The organism is Nitrosomonas communis (genome assembly GCF_900114745.1).
In the GTDB taxonomy this organism is placed as follows: domain Bacteria; phylum Pseudomonadota; class Gammaproteobacteria; order Burkholderiales; family Nitrosomonadaceae; genus Nitrosomonas; species Nitrosomonas communis_A.
Map to the genome: position 1 here is coordinate 1 of NZ_FOUB01000048.1, position 26291 is coordinate 26291.

Consider the following 26291-nt stretch of genomic DNA (forward strand, 5'->3'; position numbering starts at 1 on the left):
AAGGATAGAAACACCGACCTAAATACGCTGCTCAATCAGGCAGACAAAGCGCTGTATCAGGCGAAGGAGAGTGGGCGGAACAGAGTGTGCCTTGCATAACCATTTTCATTTTCAAATTAATCTCGCTTTGAGAGTTTCTCATTGTTGTAATATTTAGACTATCTGAGGGTGCCTCACTTTCGCGTCATATTTAATTGAGGAATAGAATGGCAATGGTTTTGCATACTGCATTTAATCAAGCTGAAAGTTATAGTACAGATCGATTGCATTATCTTCACCCGCACGGCTCACAATAGTGATATTCCGTGTCAAATTGTAAGTGAGTTTGGTGATGCCCGCTGCTGCACTGGTAAGCCCTCGTTCATAACTCAGATAGGCACGTGAAGAGATGCGTTTGCCGATGACGCCAATTTGGCCACTTAATGCCCCATCACTTTTACTGTCCGTTGTTTGCTGCTGCTTGATCGTAAATTCATCCATACCCAGTGTCTTGGCAATACTGCCCCCTTGTCCTCCCAAAATTGAGCCCGCGGCAGAAAGAAGTAGCGACGTGTCCGTACCACCCGCATCAGGCGGTCGTCCCAACACGATCCATGATAATTTTTCGGCATCTGGAACGTTGGGTGTGGATACCAACTTAACAATCGGTTTACGTACGGTACCGGTCACTTGGACGCCGGCCTCCACGGGTAAATTCGGGCGGACGGCGAGTACGTTCAGAGCGGGATCGTCAAGCGGACCATCAAAGCTGACAATACCACGCTGAACGCTCAAGTGCTGACCATAGGCATCGAAAACTGTATCGACTGCAGTAATTGTTCCAATTGCTTGGAGCGGTTTCCCGGGTTTACTACTTAAATGCAATTGCCCGGCTAGCCGGCCCTCCAATCCTGAAGCTTGCAAGTAAAAACATTTACCTAGATCCAATGCGGCGTCCACGTTTACCAATAATTTCTGCGAGCCATCTGGAGGAGGAGATTGCGCCTCAATAATAACCACATCATCAGGCAAGTGTGGTTGCCCTGCTTTGGGCTGCTTTATAAAACCGGCATCTGTCGTTAGTTTGCCATTAATCGTAAGTTGTTGCTTGTCTAAGCTTACTTGGCTGTTTCCAGAAACAATGATCCATCGATCAGGCTGCTGCGCCACAGGTAGATGATCTATGTCGATATTCAAATGACTGCGTTCATCTTGATAATCAACAGCGCCAGTTACTGTGAGACGACCTTCCTCTTTGGGTAATTTGATTTTGTATAAGTTAGTGTCCTTGGGTGGATTTTGATGCGGTGAAACGAAAGCAAGGGTGTTGATTCGCAAAGAGGTTTGATCAAAACGAGCTATGAGGCTTCCTTGTTGCAAATCAATGCCTTCATCCAACTGAGCGATCGCCAGCTCTTTTCCCTCTATAGTTCCGTCCAGGCGGGGTTGATTAAACGTACCGGCTACCTTCGCTTGAAGAGAGAGCTGGCCATTGCTTTTCAGACTGCTATTTACTGTCGGCCCAATCCAGGATAAATCTGCAATGTTGACATTCATTTTTCCACTCAGCGGCCGGTCCTTGGCTATTTGCCAGGCACCCTCTTTGAAAGCCAAAGGGAGCATCGCACTTGCTACCGTTTCTCCAATTTTCTCACCACGAATGACCAGATCTGCCATTAAATTACCTGCATGCGTCCGCGCATTGAACTGCAATTGATGCAAACCCAACTGCAGGGGAGAATCTTCGAGCAGCAATGCCCAGTCTCCTTTCTCGCGAGCGATACGAATATGACCACTTAGCTGTTTACTGGCAGTAATGTCCCATTCTCCCCCCATTTGCAGTGCTTCAACATTTTGTAGCTGTGCGTTTTCTGGTTTTAAGCTGATACCCTTTAGTATTCCGCGACTAGACCACTGTTGTGGCGTCCAATGTGCATCGAATATGCTGATTTCACCCTCAGCAATAGCAACTCTGGTTAGTTCCAAGGCAATTCGCTTCTGGCTGATGGTAAGGGCAGGCTGGTTTAATAAGTTAAAAGGCAGAAAACCGGTAGCGGCTAATTTTTCTAGTTCACCGCTCCATTGAAAATTATCAATATCTCCCGCAGGGAGGAGGAGCTTGCCTGTGGTATGGAATGTGAAATGGGAATCACGCGGCAAATCCGTTTCTATGCTTAGTTTATGCCGGGTTTGATTGCCGGTTAATGTCATCGTAAAGTTTTTCAGATAATCTTCAGTATCCAAGCGGTAATTAGCCATTTTGATAGCAAGATCTACTGCTGATTTTTGCAGATTTCCCGTGACGTTGACCTCTGATAATTGGTTTTCGCTAATCTTTAAGTGCTTTGCGCTGCTTTCGATAAGCAGCTTAGGGGATTCTAAAGTATCGGCTAATGTGAGCTTGGTGTTGAGGTCACCTGCCGCCTCTAATCCCAGCTGTGCCAAGGCGGGTGCGGCGAGATTCAGCAATAATCGATCCCCCTTGTTGCCAAAAGCGCCTTTAGCACTGAATTGATTAGTGCCAATCTGTAAATTGAACTCACTTTTGATGCGCTTGGCGTCCTCAAGCGCAACTCGGCCTTTACCCACGACAGGTTGTTTGTTAAATTGACTTTTTGTTAGGTTGAAATCAATAACGCCACTGATTTGTGGCTCAAGTTTTCCTGACAATTTAAGCGTTGCGTTCAAATTTGAGCGAGGTGCTTGCACGAAGGAAGCAAGATCAAACTGGCTGACTTTACTTTCAAATTGAAAAGATTGTGATTCCTTTAAATCTAGCTGACCTTGCCCGGTGAGCATGGAGTTATGATGGCGCAGCGTGATCTTTTCTACATTAACGGCAGTTTCTGTGCGAACCAAATTCGTTTCAAGTGATAGAGCCTTGCTTTTGTCATGAAGAGAAATTAAACCTTGCTGTGTCGCAGTATCGCCTGTGAGTTTGAGATAGCCATTGATTTTTGCAGCTTGCGAACGCGTATGTAGTACTGCCGGATTAAGCTGATTTACCTTGAGATCGGCAGTTCCCATCGCTTGCGCTATTTGCCAGTTGACATGGCCGCTAATGCTTGCGTTACCCGCTAATTTCAGAAGAATATCGTCAAGCTGGATTTCATCTATTGAAATTGAGGGCTGCGTTCTTATTTCAATTATTGGCAACCCATTCTGATCAAGTGGGAGCGGGAGACCATTTTTAATGACGATATTTCCTTGCAATTTGCCGATAGAATCCTCAAGTAAATCTGTATAAATGGAGAGATTGGCTTTGGGCATATCAACTAAGAAAGTTGAGGGATTCAGCTTGTCAATTGATAGGTGAAGCGCGGCAAGCGGCATTGACGCAAAGGGATGCAATATAAAATTTCCCTTACCATGAGCGTCTTTGCTCGTCCCGGTTAGGGTTCCCTTGATCTCTTCCAGATTGCCAGCCAGATGGATGGAAATGTCAGCTTCCGTAGTGGCTGTTGCAGTTAATGGCAGCGAACCGAGCAAGGTAGCTTGTGCCTCGAGATCAAAAGGCTTGTCAGAGTTTATCTGAAGCGATCCACTCAATTTTCCAAACTCTGACTCAAGTGAGATTTCTCGCAAGTTATGATGTTCAGCATCACTTTCAATGCTGGCTGTTATGTCTGTAACCGTAAAATCAGGGGTTTCTTTGCCGATTGTCAGCATTTGCAATACCCCTATTTCGAGTTTTTGCAGAATGATCGAGAGGGGTAATTGCAAGTTATCCGGTAGAGCCAAAGACTCCTTCTCGGATTCTGGAGAGGGCAAAGACTGTATCTCGATTTCTCTTGCTGCCAAGATATCGATTACTAATTGACGGGAGAATAACAAGCGAGGTTGCCACTGTAGCTCAATTTCGTCGATGGAGGCGCGCAGCCCATCACTGGTATAGTTAATTTTCTTTATGCTTAAAGCACGTAAGGTGCCATTAACATCCTCAAAAATAATATCTTCACCACTGATGCGAGACACCGAAGATAACAAGAAGCGCAGACCAGAGGTGGTAGTGGCTAGCCAAATGCTGCTTGCACTTACGATCACCGCCAGCAACAGAAAAAAAAGGAGAAACCATGGCTTTTTCCTCTTTTCCTTTTGTTTTGGATTGGCTTCAGTATTTCTCATTTTCTAACCTAAAAACCGCTATTGGACAAGGTGGAGTGTGTGGTGATCCAGATGCGATGCAAGGCGCTAGGAGCCCACAGGGAGCTCTCCCTGTAACGAAGAGTAACATCGCATTCGCACCTGGAGCAGTATACGATGCACCTCTTAGTGGTCCTAACATTTTTGTGTATAAGTAAATGTTGAAAATGCAACTAAATATCATTGACTTAATTCTCCAATTAAGCAGTCAACGACGGTTTTTTAAGTTTAATTAACTAGAAAGCCGCCGCAATCGAGAAATGGACATGTAGCGTACCGGTATCATGTCGTCGGGCTAAATCGAGCGCCAGTGGACCAGCGGGACTACGCCAGCGGATACCGCTACCATAAGCAACTGATGGATTGAAAGATTTCCAGGAATCTGTAGCATCACCCACATCCGTAAATACCGCGCCTCCCCAGTTCTCAGTAAACCAGTGTACATATTCGAGTGTTCCCGTACCGAGTGTGCGCCCACCCACAACGGCATCGCCTTCAGTTACACCAAGGCTTAAAAAATTATGCCCACGTACAGAATTGATACCGCCTGCGCGAAATAGGTATTCCTGAGGAATACCTAAACGTGATGATGCTATGGTATAGCCCACTTCAGCACGTAGGTATAGCACATCGCGTTCTCCAATAGGCCACCAGTGTTGATGCCGTGCGTACATACGCACAAAATCCCGTTTCGAAAGTACATACTGAGTACCACCACCAAAGCGAATTTCTGATATATGGCCACGTCTGGCAAACAGGGGATTGTCGACATTTCGGTAACGCCACCAACTATCCAGCACGAGTGCTTCACTGACGGTATCTGGCGCACCTACCGGACTTCTTTCTTCCCTTTGCCAAGTAAGGCCATACTGTGACTGTATTGTTTCCGTAGCCCGCTCTCGGTTAAAACTGACTCTTTGACTGAATGTTTTTAAATCTTCGATATCAGTCCGTTCTACTTTTGCACCTAGGCTAAACAGATATTGGTTTTTATCCGGAACTGTCTCAAGTCTTGCTAAAAAAAACTGCCGCTTTTGCTCGTAACGTAGCAAACTGCTGAAGTTTAATGGTTGGTTACGAAAATTAATAAAATTAGCGTGACGATAGTTGAGCTCTCCGCGGGCACCCGTGTTAGTGCTATAGCCAGCGCCCACCCCGATCCGCTGAGCGCGCGCCTCGGTTAGGTTGACGTTGATTGGGGTGGCTTGGTGAGAGGCAATATCTGGATCGATACTGACAGAGACCGAGCTAAAATGAGGTAAATTTTGTAAAGCAGTCTGGAATGCAAGTATTTGATTCCGGCGATAGACTTCACCCTTCTGAAAGGGAACGTAGCTAGTAACCAGGCTTTGATCATATCGCTTCAGTCCGGAAATTTGTAGATCCCCAAAGTAGAAGACAGGTCCAGAGTCGATAACTATCTTTAATTTTGCTGTTGCAGCAGTAGGATCAATTTCAGCTTCGCTGCTGACAATTTGTGCGGCCGCATATTCGCTTTCTGCCACACTGGATAACAAAGAGGCTTTGGCTTCTTCCCAGACAGCGCTACGAAAGAATTTGCGTGGTATGAGTGGCCAATTGGCCCGCAACTGCTCCATTCGTTCTTGGTGTTCTGATGTATCAGTTGCTAGATCTCCCTGAAATTCGATCGTTACTTCAGCCACCCGTGTGCGCTTTCCTCGAGTGACCTTCAGGACCGGTTTCTCTCCAGCTAAATGGTCTTCGAGTGTAATTGTCGGCGTGAAATAGCCTTCAGTGGCGAGGAGCTCTTTGATCTCCTCCTTTGTTTTGCGAACAAAAACCGCCCGGGCAGTATCGTTTACAAAGGGTTCTTCAGGAAAAGAAATGTATTTCTTTATGAGTTTCTTGACAGATTTAGGGGCTGAGAGTTTGATCACAGCATCCGATTTCGTTTCTGTTTCTTGATCTGAGTTTTGGTTGGATTGGGCTGCAGAAACAACAGTAATAGCAATGGGATTAAATACGCATAAAACTATAAGTAACGTAATGAATAGCCCCCGTGCTCCATAAAAGTGAATCGGAAGACTAATGAAAGATTGAATGGAATAATCGAGCACCATTAATGAGCTGAGCTAATTTTATATCAATCTTATATCAATCGAACTTAATCTCCAGTACTTCATATTCATTTGCATAATTTAATTTTTAGGTGTTTTAAATCGTTTCAGTTTTAGACTCGTTCGATATATTCACCTGTATCAGTATTGATTTTAACTTTTTCACCTTGGAGTACAAATGATGGAACCATGACCACCAATCCAGTTTCTAGGGTTGCAGGTTTATAGGAGCTGGTGGCAGTGGCACCTTTGAGCACCGGTTCGGTATCCACGACAGTGAGTATGACGCTTGGAGGAAGTTGTACCCCAATCGGTCGATCATGGTGGAAGTTAACCAGCACATCTATGTTCGGAAGCAAATACCCGCTTTGTCCCTCAAGGAAATCTTGCGATAAACTCAATTGTTCGTAGGTTTTCTTATCCATAAAAACGTAATCATTCCCTTCCTGGTAGAGAAAAGTCATTTCGCGTGGCTCGACAACCGTACGTTCGACTTTTTCTTCAGTGCGAATACGCTGATTGGTTTTAGTGCCTGATTCGATATCCTTCATCTCCACCTGCATGAAGGCGCCACCACGACCACCCACATGAACATGGTAACATTTCAGTACACGCCAGATCCGTTTGTCCCATTCAATCAAATTGCCAACACGAATCTCAGTTGCGAGAACTTTTGCCATTGATTTTTTATCTGAAGAGAAATGACCATTCTACACCAAAAAACTCCTAATCCTATTTCAAGCTCCCTTATTGAAAAGTGTCGACAATGTGCTCGTTTGGCGGAATTTCTGGATACCGTCAGAATCCAATATCCGGCTTACCATGCCAAACCCGTATCTGCATTTGGTGATTTTTTATCCGCTAAACTGTTGATCATCGGTCTTGCGCCCGGTATGCATGGTGCAAACCGGACGGGTAGACCTTTTACCGGTGATTTTGCCGGTATTTTACTGTACCAGACGCTTTACAAGTTTGGTCTGGCCAGTCACGCCGTGTCCGTTTCGGTCGAAGATGATTTACGCTTGTTCAAATGCCGCATTACTAATGCTGTCAAATGTTTGCCACCTGCCAACAAGCCGCAACCAAGCGAAATAAGGCAATGTAATGCCTATTTAGCAACCGAAATAGCAGATTTTATTGCGCATGGCGGACAAGGCATACTGGCTCTGGGTAATGTAGCTCATCAAGCTGGGTTGATGGCTTTAGGACTTAAAAAGAAAAGCTTTGCTTTTATGCATGGTGCCCTCTATCACTTACCCAATGGATTAAGACTGTATGACAGCTATCATTGTAGTCGTTACAATACGCAAACTAAACGCTTGACACAGGAAATGTTCGAGCAAATCATTGCTAGGATTTGTGCAGATCTGACGTTATAACATAATCAATTTTTGGGAGAGAGCAAGATGCCATATGTGAATATCCGTATTGCTGGCACGTGGAGTCATGAACAGAAGAAACAGATTGCCGAGGAAATTACCGATACCTTGGAACGAGTAGGAAACAAACCTAAATCCTATACCTATATTTCTTTTGATGAACTTCCGCATGAAAACTGGGCAATTGGCGGGACATTGCTCGGCGAAAAGGAATAAAAAGGAATAATTACTTTGTCAGTAGTAGCATTTGACGGCAAGGTTTTTTCATCCAACTTGCCCAGTCTGCCGGGTGTGTATCGCATGCTGAATACAGTAGGGGAAGTCATTTATGTCGGCAAAGCGATTGACCTCAAGAAGCGCGTATCCTCTTATTTCCAGAAATCAAACCTGAGTCCGCGCATACAGCTCATGGTATCGCAGATCGCAGGGATTGAAACGACGGTTACGCGCTCCGAGGCTGAAGCGCTGCTGCTCGAGAATAACCTCATCAAGAGCCTTGCCCCTCGCTACAATATATTATTCAGGGATGACAAGTCCTATCCGTATTTAATGTTAAGTCAGCATACTTATCCACGCCTGGCCTTTTATCGGGGTGCGCTGGACAATCAGCATCAGTATTTTGGCCCTTTTCCCAATACGGGCGTTGTCAGAGAGAGCATTCATCTTCTGCAAAAAGTATTTCGTTTGCGTACCTGTGAAGATAGTGTGTTCAATCACCGCACTCGACCTTGTTTACTTTATCAGATCAAGCGTTGTAGCGGGCCCTGCGTTAATCTCATTTCACCAGAGGAGTATCATGAAGAGGTCAAAAGCGCCTCACTTTTTTTACAAGGTAAACAAAATGAGGTATTGAAAGATATCGCAGAAAAAATGCAGGCAGCTTCTGATCGAATGGACTATGAGCAAGCTGCGATATTTCGTGATCAAATGCAGGCGCTGCGAAAAATACAGGAAAAACAATTTGTTGAGAGCGGGAAAGCGCTGGATGCGGATGTCATTGCCTGCGCTTCCCTGCAGGATGGTATTGAAAGATTCTGCGTCAATCTAGTCATGATCAGAGGCGGGCGGCACCTGGGTGATAAGAGTTTTTTTCCACAAAATGTGCAAGGATATGAGATTGCTGATGTGTTAGAGGCATTTATCGCACAACATTATCTCAATCGACATGTTCCACCATTGATGATTATCGGTGAAAAAATTCACTTGGATATTCTGCAACCTTTATTGAGCGAGCAGGCTGGCCGTAAGGTAGCCATCGTTCTCAATCCAGTCGGTGAACGGCGTGTATGGCTGAATATGGCGACCGAAAATGCACGGTTGGCATTAAAGCAAATGCTGCTCAGACAGGCTAGCCAGGAAGAACGGGTGCAAGCTTTAAAACAGGCTCTGAATTTGCCCAGTCTTAGCCGTATCGAATGTTTCGATATCAGCCATACGATGGGTGAAGCAACGGTGGCATCCTGTGTGGTTTATGATAATTTTTCGCTACGTAACAATGAATATCGTCGCTACAATATTACTGACATCGCGCCTGGCGATGATTATGGCGCAATGCGCCAAGTGCTTTTGAGACGCTATAGCAGAATAGCTGAAGAGGAGGGCAAGTTGCCTGATCTGATTCTGATTGATGGCGGAAAAGGGCAGGTCAGTGCAGCTCAGGAAATATTGATTGAGCTGGGCCTTAACGATATTCCCTTTGTTGGGGTGGCTAAAGGGGAAGGGCGTAAACCCGGGCTGGAGCAATTGATTTTCCCATCCACTGAAAAGCCGTTAAAATTGCCAGCAGATCATGCTGGTTTGCATCTCATCCAACAGATTCGTGATGAAGCACATCGTTTTGCGATTCAGGGGCATCGCGCCAGGCGTAATAAATCACGTACTCTCTCCAGTCTTGAGCAGATTGCTGGTATCGGAGCCAAACGACGCCAAAGCTTGTTAGGACGATTTGGCGGATTGAAGGGTGTGCTGAGCGCAAGTATTGAAGAATTACAGCAGGCGGAGGGCATCAGCCGAGCACTGGCAGAGAGAATTTATCGGGAACTGCATTGAACCTACTCAAAAATTAAATGGCAATGATGGAATTGCCGCGCTGCATTAATAACAAAATCAATACTTAGATACTATCATGCCAATGAATCTTCCTAATCTGCTGACATGGTTACGGATACTCGCGATTCCTTTATTTGTCGGGATTTTTTATTTACCTCCGAGCTGGTTATCACCCTTCGGGCAGAATCTGGTCGCTACCATTATTTTTAGCGGGGCGGCAATTACAGATTGGCTCGATGGTTATTTGGCCCGTACTCTTAATCAAACCTCAGCTTTTGGCGCTTTTCTTGATCCGGTCGCTGATAAATTGATGGTAGCCGCCGCTTTGATTGTGCTGGTACATTTAGAAAGGCTGGATGCGCCGATCGCTCTGGTGATCATTGGTCGTGAAATTACCGTTTCAGCATTACGCGAATGGATGGCGCAAATTGGTAAAGCCAAAAGTGTCGCAGTGTCTTTTTTAGGGAAAATAAAAACGGCCTCACAAATGATAGCTATTCCCTTATTGCTTTATCATGACACAATAGAAGGTTATTTTAATCCTCAAATAGTCGGAACCTGGCTGATTTATCTTGCGGCAATCTTGACGCTATGGTCAATGATTTATTATTTAAAAGCAGCCATTCCACAAGCACTTCAGAACTCATAGCTCTTTCGCATAAAACAGATTGACATAATTTATGCGACCAGCTCGACTCTGCCCGTTCTCAGATGATAGATCCCTCCAACGATACGGATTTTCTTTTGATCGTGAAAGTAATCCAGCACGGGTGTTTTGGTTCTCAATCTTTCCACAGTCATGATGATATTTTCTTTGGTTACATTGGCTAATCGGCCAGCGGAAGTATCACTGACAGCCCTGACCGCAGGTGCGATGGCGCTGGCTAAAAGCTGGATATGGCCAGGAAAATCTCTATGATGATCAACCGCGTCGATCGCGGCCTGTACAGCGCCACATCCTTCATGCCCCAGTACCATGATCAGGGGCGTATTCAGCACAGCCACAGCATATTCGAGCGTAGCAATATTATCATTGGTCAGATAATTGCCTGCACCACGCGCTACAAATAGATCACCCAGCGCTTCATCGAAGCAATGCTCAGGGCTTACTCTGGAATCGGAGCAGCCTAGAATGGCTGCGTAGGGATTTTGTCCTTTAACTAACGCAGCTTCCACATCATGGAAATCTAATGGCGCAGACTGGCCCGAAACATAGCGTTCATTCCCCAGCATCAATCGTTCCAATGCTTGATCGGGTGTCAGGATATTTTCAGGTTTGGGAGCCTTGGGGTTATGAGCGTCTTTGGTCTTTTTTCCTGCCGCATTGGCAGTGAATGAACCACTCAAACCTAAACTGATGGCAGAAGCAGCGGCCAGTTTCAAAAATGAACGTCTACTCGAGTCTTTCTGCTCATAATGAGCATCGTCAGGATGGTTGTTATTTAGATTATTATGCGTGTTTTCAGGGTGACACTGTTCACACATGCTGGAAATCCTTTTTAGTTCCAATCAGAAAACCGGGCATTTTATCCAATTTTCTGCCAATTGCTACAGCGTAAAGAATATTTTTGCGAAACATAAAAAGAGTGATAGCCAAATAGCTATCTATCCTGAAATGCAAAATATGCTGTCATCATCATATTCCATTTCTAAATCAAAAATGACGCGAAGACGAGCCGCAGACAGTATAAATAATACGGCAAGGTGAAGTCGACAAAGTCAGTTTTGATCTAGAAATGGAATAAGGACCCGGTATATAGGTGCTCTGCATGAGTTCTTCATGTAGTTGCAACAAGTGATCAGCCAATTGATACTCAAAAGCGGCAACATTCCTTTTACGCTGCTTGCTAGTTGCTACATGTTGAAAAGAGAAGTAGGGTGGATCAGCAAAGCGTCATCCACCAACACGAGCATCAAATTACTCCTTTCTCTCTCCAGTATCCAAAGCTGCTATTTCACATCCAGCCCAATCAAACGAATAAATGCCTTTCTCTACCATCTGATGAAAGGTTGAATACGGCCAGTCTCTGACTGATTCTGCCCAACCATGCTTTACCGGGTTGTAATGAATATAATCCATATGCGCGGCATAGTCATGATCATCGGTAAATGGTATGTTCCCAGAAACACCTTTGCCAGATGCCTCGTTCATTGCGAATGATGTGGGTTTCTGAACGATATTCGGTTTTTGGTATGAATTTCGAGAATACTTTTTTAATGATTTGCCAGCGGCTGGAATAGTCATCGTCATGAGCAGGCAGTGCCCAGATGCAATGCAGATGGTCCCGCAGGATTACCCAGGCGTCGATGTGGAATGGTCGCTGTTGTTTGACAATACGAACTGCTGCGCATAGTGCGTCGATATGCGTGATCAGTAGATCAGATTTACGATCGTATAAATTGACGGTGAAAAAGTAAGTGCCGCCTGGAATGCGATTACACCGATAATTGGACATGGTTTGATTTTATATTGTGTGATTGGCGGATGGCGCTTTGCTTATCCACCCTACAGTTTCTACGACAACGGCCTCAGGTGGCGCCAGGTTTTGATATAGGCCCGATTCGCTGCTGCCACATGCGGACGGGGACTCACCTGCGCCATCAATCCATCTCCGGCCTCGGCCGGCAAGTCGTAATTGGTCGGTATTTCGGCAGCCCTGGATGGCGGATGGATAGACCGCAATCCCAGGCTAAACGGAGCAGATCATGATGTGGGACGAATACAACACCCGAAAGCCGATATTATTGTTACAGTTACCGGGATGGTTATTGTTGCGTGTGGCCGAGCGCGCATTGTTCGGATTGTTGTTCTAGGAATCACCGCGCACCACGCGGACCTCGTCTCAGGGAACCCCACAGAACAGCATTCTGCTATTAAAGTATGCCTGCCTGCGTTATGAGGTGCCAATAAAAAATCGCGTGCGCCGCTACGCGGCGCACAGTGAACAGCAACCCAGTGCAGCAGTGTTCAGCGTAGCCGTGAACAGTTATCCATCGATGAGAGACGAACACAATACCCGAAAGCCGACATTGCTGAAACGGTAACTAGGATCGAAGTTGCCGCGTGTGGCCGAGCGTGCGCCGTACGGATTGACACCCCAGGAACCACCGCGCACCACGCGGACCTTGTCGGTATCCAACGAGACATTGCTCGGATGATCATGAGTATTCAGGCACCAGTCCCAAATGTTGCCTGCCATATCATCCACCCCGAACGGGCTGCGCCCTAACGGGTACAAGCCTACTGCGACCGTACGTCCAATCCCTGCTTCATCAGTGTTTGCGCGCGCCAAATTCCAGTCGCCCGGCCGTAATCCTGTTGCGTATCGCTGACCGCTGCCCATTGCCATTCCCATTCTGTCGGCAAACGAATATCCAAACTGAGCTTCGTGCTTAACCAGCGGCAATAGGCCAATGCGTCGTACCAAGAAACATTGATGGCCGGGTAGTTGGCAAACGACCAGAGCCGTTGACCAGGTCGGTCTTCTCTCGGTCGACCTTCCCACCACGCAGGATTGCAGTAGCCATCATCTGTGTCGAGAAAAACACGGTACTGGGCCTGGGTGATGGGATAGCGGGCAAGGCGAAAGGGTGACACCGGGAAGTGGATTGGAGGGTCAGTTTCCAGCGTGACTTCACCCGGTGGTATATCGATCCAGACGATGTCGGGCAGACCGTTCGTGCTGAGACCGACGCCACAGCGCGGATCGCCCAATTGGTTAAGGCGCAGGTTAATTTCTTCCCGTCGCTGATGCGGCGTGTTGTCGGTGTTGAGTTCATCGAGCAGCGCCAGCGGTTCTGGATACAGAAAGCGCCGCAGAAGTTCATGTAGTTGTGGTTCAAGAGTGCGCCAGATGGCGATGCCCGAATCTGTGAAACCCGGATCGGGAACAGGCGGCGCAAGGTGATTCAATTTACGCAACGCCTCCAGCGCGGGCTTTTGACGCTCCCAGCCCCACTTCAATACGGACAAATGCTGATTTCTGTCCCAGTCTCGTGCCGCCTGTTCGGCCTGACGGCGCAAGGCCAGATCTCCATCATAGCGCGCATACCATTCTTTGAAGCGATACCAATGGTTGAACACGGCCTCGTGCCCAACCTCGTAGATGACTAGCTGATCGCTGCGCTCTTGCCTGCTGACCAAAATGCGCTGGTCGACTAGATGCTGGCCCAAGACCAATGCAGTCTCAGACAGCTCATCCTTGACAGCGCGGCGACGCACCACCACCATCGCTTCATTCTCCTCATCACTCCGCTGCTCGACGCTGGCGATGGCTAGAAACAGTCTGGAGAAAGTTTCTTCGTCCAGGCTTTTGCCGTTTTCTGCTAATGTGTTCTCCGCATTTTTAACCGCATCTTCGGCCAAACGGTCGATTGCGCCAGCCACCCCGCCAATAGCTGAGTAAGCGTCTTCGGTCAGCGTGCTGTCTGTTTTCCTGTCATACAATTGGGACAAGGCGAATTCTGCCAAGGCCAAGGCACCCGGTGCCGTGCCGGTATCTTGCAGAATGCGCTGCACCAAGCTAGATTTGATCGTAAGCCCAGCGGCTTGGGCCGGGCCGACGATCATCTTCTCCAGCGCTGCCTGCCCCGGCACGCCAACGGGGAAATGCCCTGAGCGCAGCAGCGCAAGCGTGGTTTCATCCTGCGGCCATTGACTATAAAAGTCGGAGCGCATACCAATTACCACGCGCAGCAGTGGGCAAGATGCCGCGGTTATGATTAACTGGAAGAAGGCATTGCGCGCATGGCTGTCCACCTTGGCCGCAAACACTTCTTCGAATTGATCGATGAATAGGAGTAGCTGGGTCGTTGCACTATCCTGCCCTAGTGAATCACTTGTCACCATGGCGATGTCGACGGGATTGCTGCGCAGTCGCCGCGCCAAATCCGGTACGCGCCATCCTCTTTCCGGGAACATTTTGCTCAAAGCGAAGGCCAGTGGCTGAAACGGATCATCGCCCAGCTCGCGCGGGGAAAAGCTAGCCGACAACCAGCGAACGCTATTTACAACTGGGCTTGTGGTGAGGGCCGGAATCAGCCCTGCATAGACCAGCGAGGATTTACCCGAACCTGATGGGCCGATCACGGCGAGAAAGCGCTCATTATGTGCGAGCAGGCGTTCGAGTAGCGCTTCTTTCTCCACATCACGACCAAAGAAGCGATCTGATTCGGTGGGTAGAAAAGCGCGCAGACCTGGATATGGCCGCCCTTCGATGGGTTTGGGAGGCGGTTTGCCAACCCGTTGGGAATAATGCAGGTAGGCCCTCAGAACATGTGACTTCAGTTCCTCCGGAGTTTTGAAAATTGCAGCACGCGCAGACGCTTCAGTGCCACTGTTAATGCGCTGTCTAAATGACTCGATCAATTCCGGTGAATTCTCCTGGGTGACTGCATCATGAAATTTGCTCTTGATCTCATCATCGTCTTTGACGAACATCAGGATCGGCAGTTTGCATTCCCGGGCTTTTTCGTACTCGAGTTCAGTGATGGAGCGTTTTTTCCCAGCTTGCCCAGGAGGAATGAAGCCGTAACGACGGCCAAGGATACCGATGTATAGATCGCACCCAGCCACATCGGCAAGACAGCTGTCATGCACACTGCGTTCGTCGGCGATATAGCTTTCGACAACCGTGCATTCACCACCCAGCGCCTCCTTAACTGCCTGTCGCTCTGCGTAAAGATCGTTCAATGTTGAGGAAAGATAGACTTTCATAATCTAAATATCTTGCCTGTATGGGGTAAAAGCAAGGATTGAGCAGTCTGTTGGTAAAGGAAAATACGCTTTTTCATATCAAATGAATGGATTCTTATGGATAGCCTGTCGATAACCGGAAATTTTAGACCCTTTTCCCCATTCAAAACAAATCGAACCTATTTAAAATAAGCTTTTCTTAGAAAGCTGTTCCACAAAAAATATGGGGCTTGCATAAAGAAAGAAGCAGAAACGTTTCCAGCGTTACCTTTTTGTCATCATTGCGGCATGGGATCATCGTTAATCACTTTAATAAGGTTGTGTTTTGAATAGAACTGAAGATATTCACCAGGCAGGCAGTTCTGATCTAGTTGAGTGCGGGGTTATCCCGCATCAGGTAACTTTACGAGAACGACCTGTTCTCACTGTGTTAGCCAGCGTGCATTTTATTCATATCATGGATTTCATGATGATGCTGCCATTGGGCCCGCAATTCATCAAGTTGTTCGATGTTACGCCGCAACAATTCGGTATGCTTATTTCAGCCTATGCATTTAGTGCGGGTGTGTGCAGCTTCCTGGCTTCATTTTTTATTGATCGGTTTGATCGTAGGCACGTATTGATTCTTCTGTGCGCAGGCATGGGGATTGCTACACTGATTTGTGCGCTGGCAACCGATTACACCATGCTCTTGCTGGGACGTATCGTGGCAGGTGGTTTTAGTGGGATGCTGAGCGCTATTATCTTTGCAATTGTGGCGGATATTATTCCAGAACATCGGCGGGGGGTAGCGACAGGTACTGTCATGTCTGCTTTCTCAATAGTGGCCGTGGTTGGCATGCCGATAGGGATGCTGCTTGTTAATCTGATCGATTGGCGCGCGCCATTTTATCTCCTGACCGCCGTGAGCTGTTTGATGATGGTCGTCGCGCTCCGTGTGCTGCCGTCATTGCGTGATCATCTGATTCATCATCAGGAACGCCATCCCGTAAGGCAGTTACGCGCAATCTTTTGGGTACGGAATCATCTCTATGCCTTTGCGTTAATTGCCATGCTGATGTTTGCCGGGTTTTCTGTAAGTCCTTTCATCAGCACGTATATGGTGATCAATGTAGGAATGGCAGAAATTGATTTGCCTTATCTTTATTTTTTCGGTGGACTGGCTACATTTTTTGCTGCCCGCATGCTTGGGAGGCTTGCTGATCTTCATGGTAAAAGAAAAATATTTGGTGTGACTGCCGCACTTTCTGTTTTCCCCATTCTGCTGCTGACGCATTTATCACCAGTACCGACAGTCTTTGCCGTAGGGATTGCCACATTATTCATGATGCTGGTTTCTGGGCGATTTGTTCCTGCCATGGCGCTGGTGACTGCAAGTGTAACCCCTCGTTTGCGGGGCAGTTTCCTGAGTTTCAATATATCAGTGCAACAGCTGTCAGCGGGTTCGGCTTCATTATTGGCAGGTTCTATCATGGGAATTTCAGCAAATGGGGCGTTGACGCATTATGATTCAGTGGGAGTCATCGCTGCCATCGCAACGGTACTGAGTATTCTGTTGGCAGTTAAAGTGGATAGTTATCAGGAATGAATGCGCGTTCTCTTTCAAATGAGTGGACCTCGGGTTTTCTACAAACATCACTTATGTTCGAGCCGCTGCATGAAGCGGGGAAATCTTTCAGTAATTTTAATCACTGGCCTGATATCGAAAATTTGAATCAACTGAACGCTGATTCAATTGGAAAAATTGTAACTAAATCACATAAAAGCATACGGTTTGTTCCCCAGGCAAAAGCGACGAGCGAATTCGTGCAACAATATGAACCGAGGATCTATCTAACAGGAGAAATACAGACTCGCGCGCATAATTGGCATGATCTATTCAATGCGCTGGTTTGGGCAACTTATCCCCGTTCTAAAGCAGCCTTGAATCAGTTGCATTACCATGCCTTGTTAGAGGAGAGGAAGCATCATCAGGAAAAGCGCAGCGCTTTGCGTGATGCTGCCACACTCATTGATGAATCTGGGGTAATTGTCGTGAGTAGTAATGATTATTTGATTAAACTTTTGAAAAATTTCGCATGGAAAACTTTGTTCTGGCAACAGCGCGCTGCAGTGTTGGCGCAAATGAGATTTTTTCTGTTTGGTCATGGACTGTATGAAAAAGCTCTGCATCCTTATCTTGGCATGACAGGAAAAGGTATTCTCTTGCATGTGAGTGAAGCTTTCTTTAATCAGCGTCTAATTGATCAGATTGTCCTGATTGATATTTGGCTGGAAGATTATTTAGCGCAGGGATATTTGACATCGGCTGATTTAGTGCCCATACCTGTGTTAGGGTATCCAGGCTGGTCATCAGATAATACCGATTCATCTTACTATGATAACCAGAGTTACTTTCGTCAAAAAAAGATGAAAAAAATATCATGATCGAGCGATTTTTCTTGAATATACCTTGTAATGATTCTTCTTGAGAACTTATAGGAGGTTGAAATGACAGATATTGCCGGATTATTGGGAGAGGAAGCAGACAAACTTCTCAATCACGTATGTCAGGGTATTCCTAAGGCAGGGTTACATGTTCCTGGGCCCGATTTTGTCGATCGAGTAGTGATGGGGAATGATCGCAAACCGGGTGTGTTACGGAATCTTCAAACTTTATACAATCATGGTCGCTTGGCAGGAACGGGGTATTTATCAATATTACCAGTCGATCAGGGAGTGGAGCATTCTGGAGGTGCTTCGTTTGCGCCCAATCCGATGTTCTTCGATCCAGAGAATATCATCAGACTGGCGATTGAAGGAGGATGTAATGGCGTTGCTTCGACGTTGGGTGTATTGGGCATAGTGGCACGTCGTTATGCACATAAAATTCCTTTCATTCTTAAAATCAATCACAACGAATTACTGACTTACCCGAATAAGTATGATCAAACTTTGTTTGCCAGTGTGGATCAGGCATTTGACATGGGAGCCTGTGCGGTTGGGGCGACGGTATTTTTTGGCTCGGAGGAATCACGCCGCCAGATACAGGAAATTTCCGAGGCATTCGCCCATGCACATGATCTAGGGATGGTGACTATCCTCTGGGCTTATACGCGCAATGCTGCTTTCAAGACTGCAGAAAAGGATTATCACGTGAGTGCCGATTTGACAGGTCAAGCTAACCATCTTGCCGTAACGATCGAAGCCGATATTGTTAAACAGAAAATGGCAGAAAATAATGGTGGTTTCAAAGCGCTTAAGTTTGGTAAAACGGATGCTAAAGTGTATAGCGGTCTTACTACTGACCATCCGATCGATCTCGTGCGCTATCAGGTAGCAAATTGCTATATGGGGCGTGTCGGAATGATTAATTCAGGTGGAGCATCGGGTAAGGATGATTTACATCAAGCAGTACGAACTGCGGTAATTAATAAACGAGCGGGTGGGATGGGGCTCATTTCCGGACGGAAGGCTTTTCAGAAGCCTTTTGAAGAAGGTGTCAAATTATTGAATGCCATCCAGGATGTGTATCTTTCCAAAGAAGTGACTGTTGCTTGAGAGATTTTAAGGAATAAGACATGTCCACTAACCATATTCATGATCGTGCGATGGGGGCTATCATGGGCGCATTCATTGGTGATGCGCTAGGTCTAGGCCCCCATTGGTACTATGACCTCAACGAGCTTCGGCGCGATTATGGTGACTGGATTAGCGACTATACTGACCCCAAGCCTAATCGCTATCATGCTGGGTGCAAAGCCGGCCAGTTATCCCAGGCGGGATTTATTCTGGCGCTTACCCTTCGTTCACTTGTTGAGCGTGGAGAATATAATCAAGACGACTTCTGTCGACGCCTAGACGAAGAGCTTTTTCCGCTGCTCGACGGTACTCCCGTGAGCGGGCCTGGGGGTTATACCAGCCAGTCGATTCGTGAAGCATGGAGGCGTCGCGTGCAGCAGCAACTACCATGGGGACAAACCGGTAGTCATGCCGATACGACCGAGGCGATTGAGCGCACCCTGGCGATAGCCGTGCGTTATGCGTTCCAGCCGGATCAGCTTGCTGCAGCCATCACCAGCAACACCATGCTGACCCAGATTGACCATACTGTTGTTTCGATGACGGTGGCCTATGGTGCAGTGCTGGCGCTTTTAGTTCAAGGGCATCCTCTTGATGTCGAATTGTCAGGGAAGCTCATGGAATGGGTAAAAGACGGCAAATTACCTTTTCATGCGGTAACGCGCGGTGATTTGCAGCCCCCACGCCCTGGTGACCCTGATCCTCCTCGAGTTGGCCGCTTTGCTTCGCCCGATGCATTACTTACACCTTCTTATATGGCAGCAACCGCAGCAAATCCGGCGATTCGGATAGAGCCGGCATGGGAAGTATCCATTGTCTATGGTATGCCATGTGCTATTTATCATCAGTTACCGGCTGCTTACTACTTGGCAGCCCGGTTTCACAATGATTTTGAATCAGCGGTGCTCCATGCGATCAATGGGGGTGGACAAAATCAGGCGCGCGCGATTCTTACGGGCGCACTTACCGGTGCACAAACCGGTTTATCTGGCATTCCCCAGCGCTTTGTTGATGGACTTGAAGGAAGTGCCGGTCTTGTAAAATTGGCTGGAGATCTGGCTGCACAAGTAGGATAGCTCTGAAATATATGGCGATAGTGATGACTTGACCATTTACTACAGAAACATGAGCTGGCTAATTATTGCAGCTATGCACTCTCTGCAATATTTCTGTGTGGTTTCGGTATAATATCGCTTTGCAAAGGATCGTTAACATGCGACTGATTCAGAAAGCTCTTACTTTTGATGATGTTTTACTCATTCCCGCTCATTCAGCAGTTCTACCCAGAAATGTAGATTTAACTACACGTCTCACCCGCAATATTACGCTCAAGATTCCACTGGTGTCAGCAGCAATGGATACTGTTACTGAAGCGAGGTTAGCTATTGCCATTGCTCAGGAAGGCGGCATTGGCTTTATTCATAAGAATATGTCAATAAAAGCACAAGCCGCACACGTTGCTAAAGTCAAACGCTTTGAAAGTGGTGTGGTGACGGATCCTATCACTATCCCTCCGCATATGACCGTGCGGGGAGTGCTTGAGTTAATTCAGCAACACAGGATATCTGGATTGCCTGTCGTTGAGGATTCCAAAGTCGTGGGTATTGTAACTAACCGTGACCTCCGATTTGAAACCAATCTGGATCAGCCAATCAAAAATATTATGACCCCTAAAAAACGGTTAGTAACGATAAAGGAAGGTGCCCCCCGTGAAGAAGTCTTGGCTTTGCTGCATAAGCATCGGCTGGAAAGAGTTTTGGTGATAAATGATGAATTTGAGTTACGTGGACTGATTACTGTCAAAGACATTACTAAAACAACAGAACATCCTCATGCTACTACGGATGATCAGGAAAGATTGCGTGTTGGTGCAGCTATAGGAGTAGGTGAGGGGAGTTACGAACGAGCAGAGGCACTTATTGAAGCTGGAGTAGATGTTTTAGTGGTCGATACAGCACATGGGCATTCGCAGAGTGTGCTCGATCAGGTACACTGGATTAAGGACCATTTTCCAGAAATCCAGGTGGTTGGCGGTAATATTGCGACTGCTGCAGCAGCCAAAGCGCTGGTTGATAGCGGAGCAGATGCGGTGAAAATTGGTATTGGTCCTGGCTCCATCTGCACCACCAGAATTGTTGCGGGAGTGGGCGTGCCACAGATTACAGCTATCGAAAATGTCACTCGAGCATTAGAAGGAACAGGCGTGCCTGCAATAGCAGATGGCGGTATTCGTTATTCAGGTGATATTGCCAAAGCGATGGCAGCAGGAGCAAGCACGGTTATGTTAGGTGGATTATTCGCTGGCACAGAAGAAGCACCTGGTGAAATTGAATTATTTCAAGGAAGATCATATAAGAGCTACCGGGGTATGGGTTCGCTGTCTGCAATGCAGCAAGGATCAAGTGATCGTTATTTTCAGGATAATAAGCTTCAAGATACTAATAAACTCGTCCCCGAAGGTGTGGAGGGGCGTGTTCCATACAAAGGATCAATCACTGCTGTCATTCACCAGTTAGTAGGAGGTATGCGCTCGAGTATGGGCTATTTGGGCTGTAGTACTATTGAAGAAGTCCATGCTAAAGCTGAGTTTATTGAAATTACCTCTGCGGGCATACGTGAATCTCACGTTCATGATGTGCAGATTACAAAAGAAGCGCCTAATTACCACGTCGAATAAAAGCAAATTTTTTTATGCACCAAAAAATCCTTATTCTGGATTTTGGCTCTCAATATACTCAGTTAATTGCTCGTCGTATTCGAGAAATGAATGTTTATTGTGAGCTACATCCCTATGATGTCACTCCGCAGTTTATTAAAGATTTCTCACCGATAGGCATTATTCTGTCAGGTGGGCCTGCCTCAGCCTTTATTGAAGATACGCCCCGTGCGCCACAAATCGTTTTCGAGTTGGGTGTTCCTGTGCTGGGTATCTGCTATGGTATGCAGGTGATGGCTGCCCAATTGGGTGGGAAGGTAGAAAGCGCTAAAAAGCGTGAGTTTGGTTATGCTGAATTATATCTGAAGGATTGCAAACTCTTTGATGAAATCAGCGATCGAATAAGTGTTGAAGAGCAGGCAGTTCTTGATGTATGGATGAGTCATGGCGATAATGTGGTTGGACTGCCCGCTGGCTTTAAAGTCATTGCGAGTAATGCAGCAACACCGATTGCAGCAATGGCCGATGAGGCACGGCAATTTTACGGTTTACAATTCCATCCGGAAGTAACCCATACCTTGCAAGGTAAAGTTATTATTGAGCACTTCGTTCATGACATTTGCGCTGCCGGCTATGATTGGAATATGCCCGATTATGTCGAAGAATCCATTAGCAGAATTCAAGCTAAGGTTGGCAAGGACAAAGTAATCCTGGGTTTATCAGGCGGTGTGGATTCTTCCGTTGCCGCTGTGCTGATCCATCGGGCAATTGGTGATCAACTTACCTGTGTATTTGTCGATAATGGCTTATTACGCCAGCATGAAGCTGAACAGGTAATGGAAGTATTTTCCAATAATCTTCATGTAAAGGTAATTCATATTGATGCAAGCAAACAATTCTTGAAGTATCTGCAGGGTGTCACTGATCCTGAGCAAAAACGCCGTATTATAGGCAGGGAATTTGTCGAGATTTTTCAGCAGGAATCAGAAAAAATTACGGATGCCAAATGGCTCGCACAAGGGACTATTTATCCGGATGTGATTGAATCTGCGAGCAGTAAAACCCAGAAAGCGCATACGATCAAGTCCCATCACAATGTAGGCGGGCTCCCCGACACGTTGCATCTTAAATTACTTGAGCCACTGCGTGAGTTATTTAAGGATGAGGTCCGTGAACTAGGTTTGGTACTGGGTTTGCCCCATGATATGGTCTTTCGTCATCCCTTTCCTGGGCCTGGGCTGGGAGTCAGAATTTTAGGCGAAGTAAAACATGAATATGCCGAGCTGTTGCGCCAGGCAGATGCGATTTTTATAGAGGAGCTCAGAGCGTCTGGCTGGTATGAACGAACCTCTCAGGCCTTTGCTGTATTTTTACCGATAAAATCAGTAGGTGTAATGGGTGATGGTCGAAGCTATGAGTATGTTATTGCATTGCGTGCTATTCAAACTCAGGATTTCATGACTGCTCACTGGGCAGAATTACCTTATACGTTGCTAGGCAAGGTTTCTAACCGGATTATTAATGAAGTACGTGGCATTAATCGGGTGGTATATGATATTTCTGGCAAACCACCGGCGACGATTGAATGGGAGTGATCCCATATCTCGCAGCGACCAGCAAACACTGGTAATTATTCGATAAAAAGCCCTGAGAAATCAGGGGTTTTTTCATTTCTGTCTAGGGTCTGTTGACAATTTGAGATAACTAGTTAAATTACCTCCGGCTTTGCCGGAGGTAATTTAACTGATAGAGATGGTCTTTACGTAACCGTATTAACAACAGGTACAGTTTCATTCAGATATAACTACCGTATTAATGATCGTCAGGAAACGCTGGTGTTGGGTCGTTATGGACAAGACGGGATAACTCTATCTGAAGCAAGAGAATTGCTCATTGAGGCTAAGAAGAGGATATCTGAAGATAAATCACCATCTAGGCGAGCATCCTGGGAAAAGCAAAGATCAAGGAATGCTGGTCCCTTTGGTGAATGGGCTGAACTATGGATAAAAAACCACCAGATAAGCCAATTCTACCAGAGATATGTGTAGCATCAGTCTATGAGCGCGATATAAAGGGTGTGTTCGGGCATTTAAAGATGGCTGAAATAAGTTATGGTGATTTGCGTGGGCTTTGTGACAAGATTGTAGATCGTGCGCATTGCAACAGTAATTCACGTCATAAAAGTAGTTATGCTGGTATATAAATATGCCATAGAACATGGACATAATTAACGTGAGTTCGGGGTAAGAAAAGCAGCAAAAGGAATCTGAACTACTTATGATAAGTTGATTCTGGAGAAGAATTTCTTCATTATTCATGAGAAGAAACTCTCACTTAATATCAGACCTCCTCAAGCTCTTCCAATTGTGGTGGCATGACCGTTATGTCGAACTCACGTTTGTTAAGCAACTACAGCGTAGATGCGGTCCTCACCGGAGAGGTTAACACCGGAGAAGAGAAATTTGAAGTCCAGCCACCCGCCGAAGCCGACAACTACAGGGTCCGAAATATTACCGGGAGTTCCAGCGTCTCCGTAAGACAGCAGCTGGCCGTTCTGGTCCACAGCGTAGATGCGATTCTCACCGATGGCATTCTTACCAGCAAATAGAAACTTGAAGTCCAGCCACCCACCGAAACCGACAACCACTGGGTTCGAAACATTACCAGGCGTTCCAGCATCCCCGTAGGACAGCAGTTGACCGTTCTGCTCCACAGCGTAGATGCGATTCTCGCCAGTGGCGTTCCTGCCAGCGAAGAGAAACTTGAAGTCCAGCCACCCGCCGAAGCCGACAATCACAGGATCCGAAACATTGCCGGGAGTTCCAGCGTCCCCGTAAGATAGCAGTTGGCCAGTTTTGAACTGAGTTTCAGTATCATAAGTATACCCGAGATCGTGATGGTCGAGCACGTCTGCCGGTGTGCGATCTGGCCACTCCATCAGAGGGTCATGGAGCCCTAAACCTGAGCCACTGGAGATGAACGGAGCGCCTGAAGTCGCGGGAGCGAGTTGCCACCGAGCCCACAGCATATCGATGCAACAGTGATGGAGATAGAAAGCTGGATCACCGGGTGACGCGACATCGGCCATGACACCACCAACCCAGACGTGCGGCCGGTTGTGGATAGGATTTTCTAGCTCTCGCCAGAAGGTATCATAATTATCACGACCTTGATTCGACTCAACTTCCTGCAGTGTCGATAGGGGACCCGAGCCGAGCGCTCGTCCAAGACCCCATTCTAAATTGAACTGGCCAAGAAAATTATTGTTCCACAATGGATCGGACGGATTACGGTCGACCGTTGAGTCCCAGTAAGGAATAGTAATTTCGGAGTGAAATTTTTGAAGTTCACGTTCAAAGCGGAGGAGCATTTCACGGTGCCACGGTAGGAATTGCGAGCTCCGATGTATGCCCATGAAAAAGTGCTCAGCGTGTATTCGGGCGAATTCATCAATGAAGCCAGTTGATTTCACATGGAAGAGTGCTTGAATGAAGCGGTCGCGCTCTACATCCGTGAGGCTGCGGTAGTTTTTGCGAATGCCTATATCATTTCCCCTCATTAGCTTCGGACTCGTGCCGGATCATATTGACCTTGTCTTGGTAATCGATAAACTTTTTCGCGAGGTCCATCAGGTTGTTGCTCCAGTCGTAGGCATACTCATGCAAAGCATATGACCCGTCTGGCAGTTGGCCGTAGCGAATGGGTTTGTTGTCAATAAGCAGCTCGAGTTCGCGCTCGCGCCCAGCTCCAAGAACACGTAACTCACCGGTATCGCGTACTCGCAGCTCGATGTGATGCCCCTTATAGTCTTGATGCTCAGGTTCCATATAACAGCCTCTTGTAGTTGTGAGTGTGTTTACAGGATGAGAGAGGGAATTCCATTTCCAAATCAAAAATGACGCGAAGGCGAGCCGCAGACAGTATAAATAATACGGCAAGGTGAAGCCGACAATGTCAGTTTTGATTTAGAAATGGAATAAGGTAGCAGACACATTCCTGAATTCCCACTGCAGCTCTCTATTGCAGGTGTTGCCTCCATGAATATCGGCTGAAGCCAACACTAGCATGGCTACTACTCCATATAACGTCATAGTTAAACTAACAAAGCCATGCATCAAACCCATCTCTTCTTTACTTTGGCGCGGTATTTCACCTGCGATTTATTCCGCACAAGCCAGCCTACAGAAACACAATAAGTGATGTATTTAGAAAAAATAAATGCACTATTTTCATCAATCTTATAATTAAGCTAAGCAATAACAAAAATAAACACAATAATGAAATTGCATACATTTTTATTGCTGACAAGTGATCAAAAATTAAAATGATTTGTACTCTTGGCAGTAAAAAATTGCTGGCTTTTAGAGTCCGTTTCAAAACTCCTGAAATAAGGTTGAGTAAGGATTAATCCTTTGATTCATTACAAGAAGTTATCGAAGCTTTACAAGGAGGATCAAATGGTATGAACATCCATCACTCAAAGAGTATGCTTGTGACCGGTCAGGTTACGCAAGCATCACAGGTAGGGGTGGAGAGAATAATGGGACAAAAAGAGGAAAGATAAATTAAATTGTGCCTATTCAAACTTGACTTAAACTAACTTAATTAACAGCATAATAAACAAAGCAATTCCTATCATAGGAACGATAAAAGCCTTCCAATCCGAAGAGGTAGCTTTAGGGCTGTTCTTCATCATTTCCAGCGCTTTAGGAAATAAAATTATTAAAAACATTCCTAACGCTAATGCAGAG

General features: G+C 46.5%; 22 protein-coding genes. 13 read left to right on the top strand and 9 right to left on the bottom strand.

What is annotated here, in order from left to right; genetic code table 11:
- On the top strand, positions 1–99 hold a 99-nt coding region (locus BM122_RS26170), incomplete at its 5' end, for a diguanylate cyclase domain-containing protein (protein ID WP_143083461.1).
- Between the two features lie 132 nt (positions 100–231).
- Here the strand turns inward: BM122_RS26170 and BM122_RS14910 are convergent.
- The 3 genes from BM122_RS14910 to efp all read right to left on the bottom strand — a co-directional run bounded on the left by BM122_RS14910 (position 232) and on the right by efp (position 6880).
- Positions 232–4104 (bottom strand): translocation/assembly module TamB domain-containing protein, encoded by a 3873-nt coding sequence (locus BM122_RS14910; protein ID WP_083398518.1) that lies wholly within the window; start codon positions 4102–4104, stop codon positions 232–234.
- Positions 4105–4358: 254 nt separating this feature from the next.
- Complete coding sequence (locus BM122_RS14920; protein WP_256212093.1) at positions 4359–6020, bottom strand: autotransporter assembly complex protein TamA; 1662 nt, start codon at positions 6018–6020, stop codon at positions 4359–4361.
- 293 nt (positions 6021–6313) lie between these two features.
- Positions 6314–6880, bottom strand: coding sequence for an elongation factor P (gene efp, locus BM122_RS14925; protein WP_074906394.1), 567 nt, complete (start codon positions 6878–6880; stop codon positions 6314–6316).
- 21 nt (positions 6881–6901) lie between these two features.
- On the opposite strand from efp, the gene BM122_RS14930 reads away from it, so the two are divergent.
- From BM122_RS14930 to pgsA, 4 genes are all read left to right on the top strand, one after another.
- Positions 6902–7579, top strand: a complete 678-nt coding sequence (locus tag BM122_RS14930) for a uracil-DNA glycosylase (RefSeq protein WP_074906396.1) — start codon at positions 6902–6904, stop codon at positions 7577–7579.
- Between the two features lie 27 nt (positions 7580–7606).
- Complete coding sequence (locus BM122_RS14935) at positions 7607–7795, top strand: tautomerase family protein (protein ID WP_074906397.1); 189 nt, start codon at positions 7607–7609, stop codon at positions 7793–7795.
- A gap of 15 nt (positions 7796–7810) precedes the next feature.
- Entirely contained in the window at positions 7811–9628 is a 1818-nt protein-coding gene (uvrC, locus tag BM122_RS14940; protein WP_074906398.1) for an excinuclease ABC subunit UvrC, read from the top strand.
- A 76-nt stretch (positions 9629–9704) separates the two neighbouring features.
- Positions 9705–10277 carry a CDP-diacylglycerol--glycerol-3-phosphate 3-phosphatidyltransferase gene (gene pgsA / locus BM122_RS14945; RefSeq protein WP_074906399.1) on the top strand — a complete coding sequence of 191 codons (573 nt, stop codon included), beginning with the start codon at positions 9705–9707 and terminating at the stop codon, positions 10275–10277.
- A gap of 29 nt (positions 10278–10306) precedes the next feature.
- Here the strand turns inward: pgsA and BM122_RS14950 are convergent, their stop codons facing one another.
- From BM122_RS14950 to BM122_RS14970, 4 genes are all read right to left on the bottom strand, one after another.
- On the bottom strand, positions 10307–11113 hold the full coding sequence (locus BM122_RS14950) for a carbonic anhydrase (protein WP_074906400.1): 807 nt from the start codon (positions 11111–11113) through the stop codon (positions 10307–10309).
- A gap of 614 nt (positions 11114–11727) precedes the next feature.
- On the bottom strand, positions 11728–12084 hold the full coding sequence (locus BM122_RS14955) for an REP-associated tyrosine transposase (RefSeq protein WP_256212094.1): 357 nt from the start codon (positions 12082–12084) through the stop codon (positions 11728–11730).
- Between the two features lie 531 nt (positions 12085–12615).
- Positions 12616–12984: a formylglycine-generating enzyme family protein gene (locus BM122_RS14965; RefSeq protein WP_083398520.1), complete on the bottom strand. Its 369-nt coding sequence runs from the start codon at positions 12982–12984 to the stop codon at positions 12616–12618.
- Complete coding sequence (locus BM122_RS14970; protein ID WP_074906405.1) at positions 12870–15344, bottom strand: nSTAND1 domain-containing NTPase; 2475 nt, start codon at positions 15342–15344, stop codon at positions 12870–12872. The genes BM122_RS14965 and BM122_RS14970 overlap by 115 nt, the downstream gene beginning before the upstream one ends.
- 304 nt (positions 15345–15648) lie before the next feature.
- On the opposite strand from BM122_RS14970, the gene BM122_RS14975 reads away from it, so the two are divergent.
- From BM122_RS14975 to BM122_RS22545, 8 genes are all read left to right on the top strand, one after another.
- Positions 15649–16911, top strand: coding sequence for an MFS transporter (locus BM122_RS14975; protein ID WP_218152100.1), 1263 nt, complete (start codon positions 15649–15651; stop codon positions 16909–16911).
- Entirely contained in the window at positions 16908–17750 is an 843-nt protein-coding gene (locus tag BM122_RS14980; protein ID WP_074906406.1) for a DUF3025 domain-containing protein, read from the top strand. The genes BM122_RS14975 and BM122_RS14980 overlap by 4 nt, the downstream gene beginning before the upstream one ends.
- A 63-nt stretch (positions 17751–17813) precedes the next feature.
- The gene (locus BM122_RS14985; protein WP_074906408.1) at positions 17814–18863 is read left to right on the top strand and encodes a class I fructose-bisphosphate aldolase; all 1050 of its coding nucleotides are present in this window, start codon (positions 17814–17816) and stop codon (positions 18861–18863) included.
- Positions 18864–18883: 20 nt separating this feature from the next.
- On the top strand, positions 18884–19960 hold the full coding sequence (locus BM122_RS14990) for an ADP-ribosylglycohydrolase family protein (protein ID WP_074906409.1): 1077 nt from the start codon (positions 18884–18886) through the stop codon (positions 19958–19960).
- 137 nt (positions 19961–20097) lie between these two features.
- Complete coding sequence (guaB, locus tag BM122_RS14995; protein WP_074906410.1) at positions 20098–21561, top strand: IMP dehydrogenase; 1464 nt, start codon at positions 20098–20100, stop codon at positions 21559–21561.
- 14 nt (positions 21562–21575) lie between these two features.
- Complete coding sequence (gene guaA / locus BM122_RS15000; RefSeq protein ID WP_074906412.1) at positions 21576–23135, top strand: glutamine-hydrolyzing GMP synthase; 1560 nt, start codon at positions 21576–21578, stop codon at positions 23133–23135.
- A 117-nt stretch (positions 23136–23252) separates the two neighbouring features.
- Positions 23253–23588 carry an Arm DNA-binding domain-containing protein gene (locus BM122_RS21730; RefSeq protein WP_083398521.1) on the top strand — a complete coding sequence of 112 codons (336 nt, stop codon included), beginning with the start codon at positions 23253–23255 and terminating at the stop codon, positions 23586–23588.
- Positions 23540–23743, top strand: coding sequence for a hypothetical protein (locus tag BM122_RS22545; protein ID WP_143083462.1), 204 nt, complete (start codon positions 23540–23542; stop codon positions 23741–23743). Before BM122_RS21730 ends, BM122_RS22545 begins: the two co-directional genes overlap by 49 nt.
- 198 nt (positions 23744–23941) lie before the next feature.
- On the opposite strand, the gene BM122_RS15010 is transcribed toward BM122_RS22545, so the two are convergent.
- Entirely contained in the window at positions 23942–25099 is a 1158-nt protein-coding gene (locus BM122_RS15010) for a tyrosinase family protein (RefSeq protein ID WP_074906415.1), read from the bottom strand.
- Positions 25086–25367, bottom strand: a complete 282-nt coding sequence (locus BM122_RS15015) for a hypothetical protein (RefSeq protein WP_074906416.1) — start codon at positions 25365–25367, stop codon at positions 25086–25088. The genes BM122_RS15010 and BM122_RS15015 overlap by 14 nt, the downstream gene beginning before the upstream one ends.
- Positions 25368–26291 lie beyond the last annotated feature (924 nt).

Excerpts from the sequence above, each read along its gene's own strand:
- BM122_RS14910 (WP_083398518.1), bottom strand. The coding sequence starts at position 4,104 with ATGAGAAATACTGAAGCCAATCCAAAACAAAAGGAAAAGAGGAAAAAG.
- efp (WP_074906394.1), bottom strand. The coding sequence starts at position 6,880 with ATGGCAAAAGTTCTCGCAACTGAGATTCGTGTTGGCAATTTGATTGAA.
- BM122_RS14930 (WP_074906396.1), top strand. The coding sequence starts at position 6,902 with ATGACCATTCTACACCAAAAAACTCCTAATCCTATTTCAAGCTCCCTT.
- BM122_RS14935 (WP_074906397.1), top strand. The coding sequence starts at position 7,607 with ATGCCATATGTGAATATCCGTATTGCTGGCACGTGGAGTCATGAACAG.
- pgsA (WP_074906399.1), top strand. The coding sequence starts at position 9,705 with ATGCCAATGAATCTTCCTAATCTGCTGACATGGTTACGGATACTCGCG.
- BM122_RS14950 (WP_074906400.1), bottom strand. The coding sequence starts at position 11,113 with ATGTGTGAACAGTGTCACCCTGAAAACACGCATAATAATCTAAATAAC.
- BM122_RS14955 (WP_256212094.1), bottom strand. The coding sequence starts at position 12,084 with ATGTCCAATTATCGGTGTAATCGCATTCCAGGCGGCACTTACTTTTTC.
- BM122_RS14965 (WP_083398520.1), bottom strand. The coding sequence starts at position 12,984 with ATGGGAATGGCAATGGGCAGCGGTCAGCGATACGCAACAGGATTACGG.
- BM122_RS14970 (WP_074906405.1), bottom strand. The coding sequence starts at position 15,344 with ATGAAAGTCTATCTTTCCTCAACATTGAACGATCTTTACGCAGAGCGA.
- BM122_RS14980 (WP_074906406.1), top strand. The coding sequence starts at position 16,908 with ATGAATGCGCGTTCTCTTTCAAATGAGTGGACCTCGGGTTTTCTACAA.
- BM122_RS14985 (WP_074906408.1), top strand. The coding sequence starts at position 17,814 with ATGACAGATATTGCCGGATTATTGGGAGAGGAAGCAGACAAACTTCTC.
- BM122_RS14990 (WP_074906409.1), top strand. The coding sequence starts at position 18,884 with ATGTCCACTAACCATATTCATGATCGTGCGATGGGGGCTATCATGGGC.
- guaB (WP_074906410.1), top strand. The coding sequence starts at position 20,098 with ATGCGACTGATTCAGAAAGCTCTTACTTTTGATGATGTTTTACTCATT.
- guaA (WP_074906412.1), top strand. The coding sequence starts at position 21,576 with ATGCACCAAAAAATCCTTATTCTGGATTTTGGCTCTCAATATACTCAG.
- BM122_RS22545 (WP_143083462.1), top strand. The coding sequence starts at position 23,540 with ATGGATAAAAAACCACCAGATAAGCCAATTCTACCAGAGATATGTGTA.
- BM122_RS15010 (WP_074906415.1), bottom strand. The coding sequence starts at position 25,099 with ATGAGGGGAAATGATATAGGCATTCGCAAAAACTACCGCAGCCTCACG.
- BM122_RS15015 (WP_074906416.1), bottom strand. The coding sequence starts at position 25,367 with ATGGAACCTGAGCATCAAGACTATAAGGGGCATCACATCGAGCTGCGA.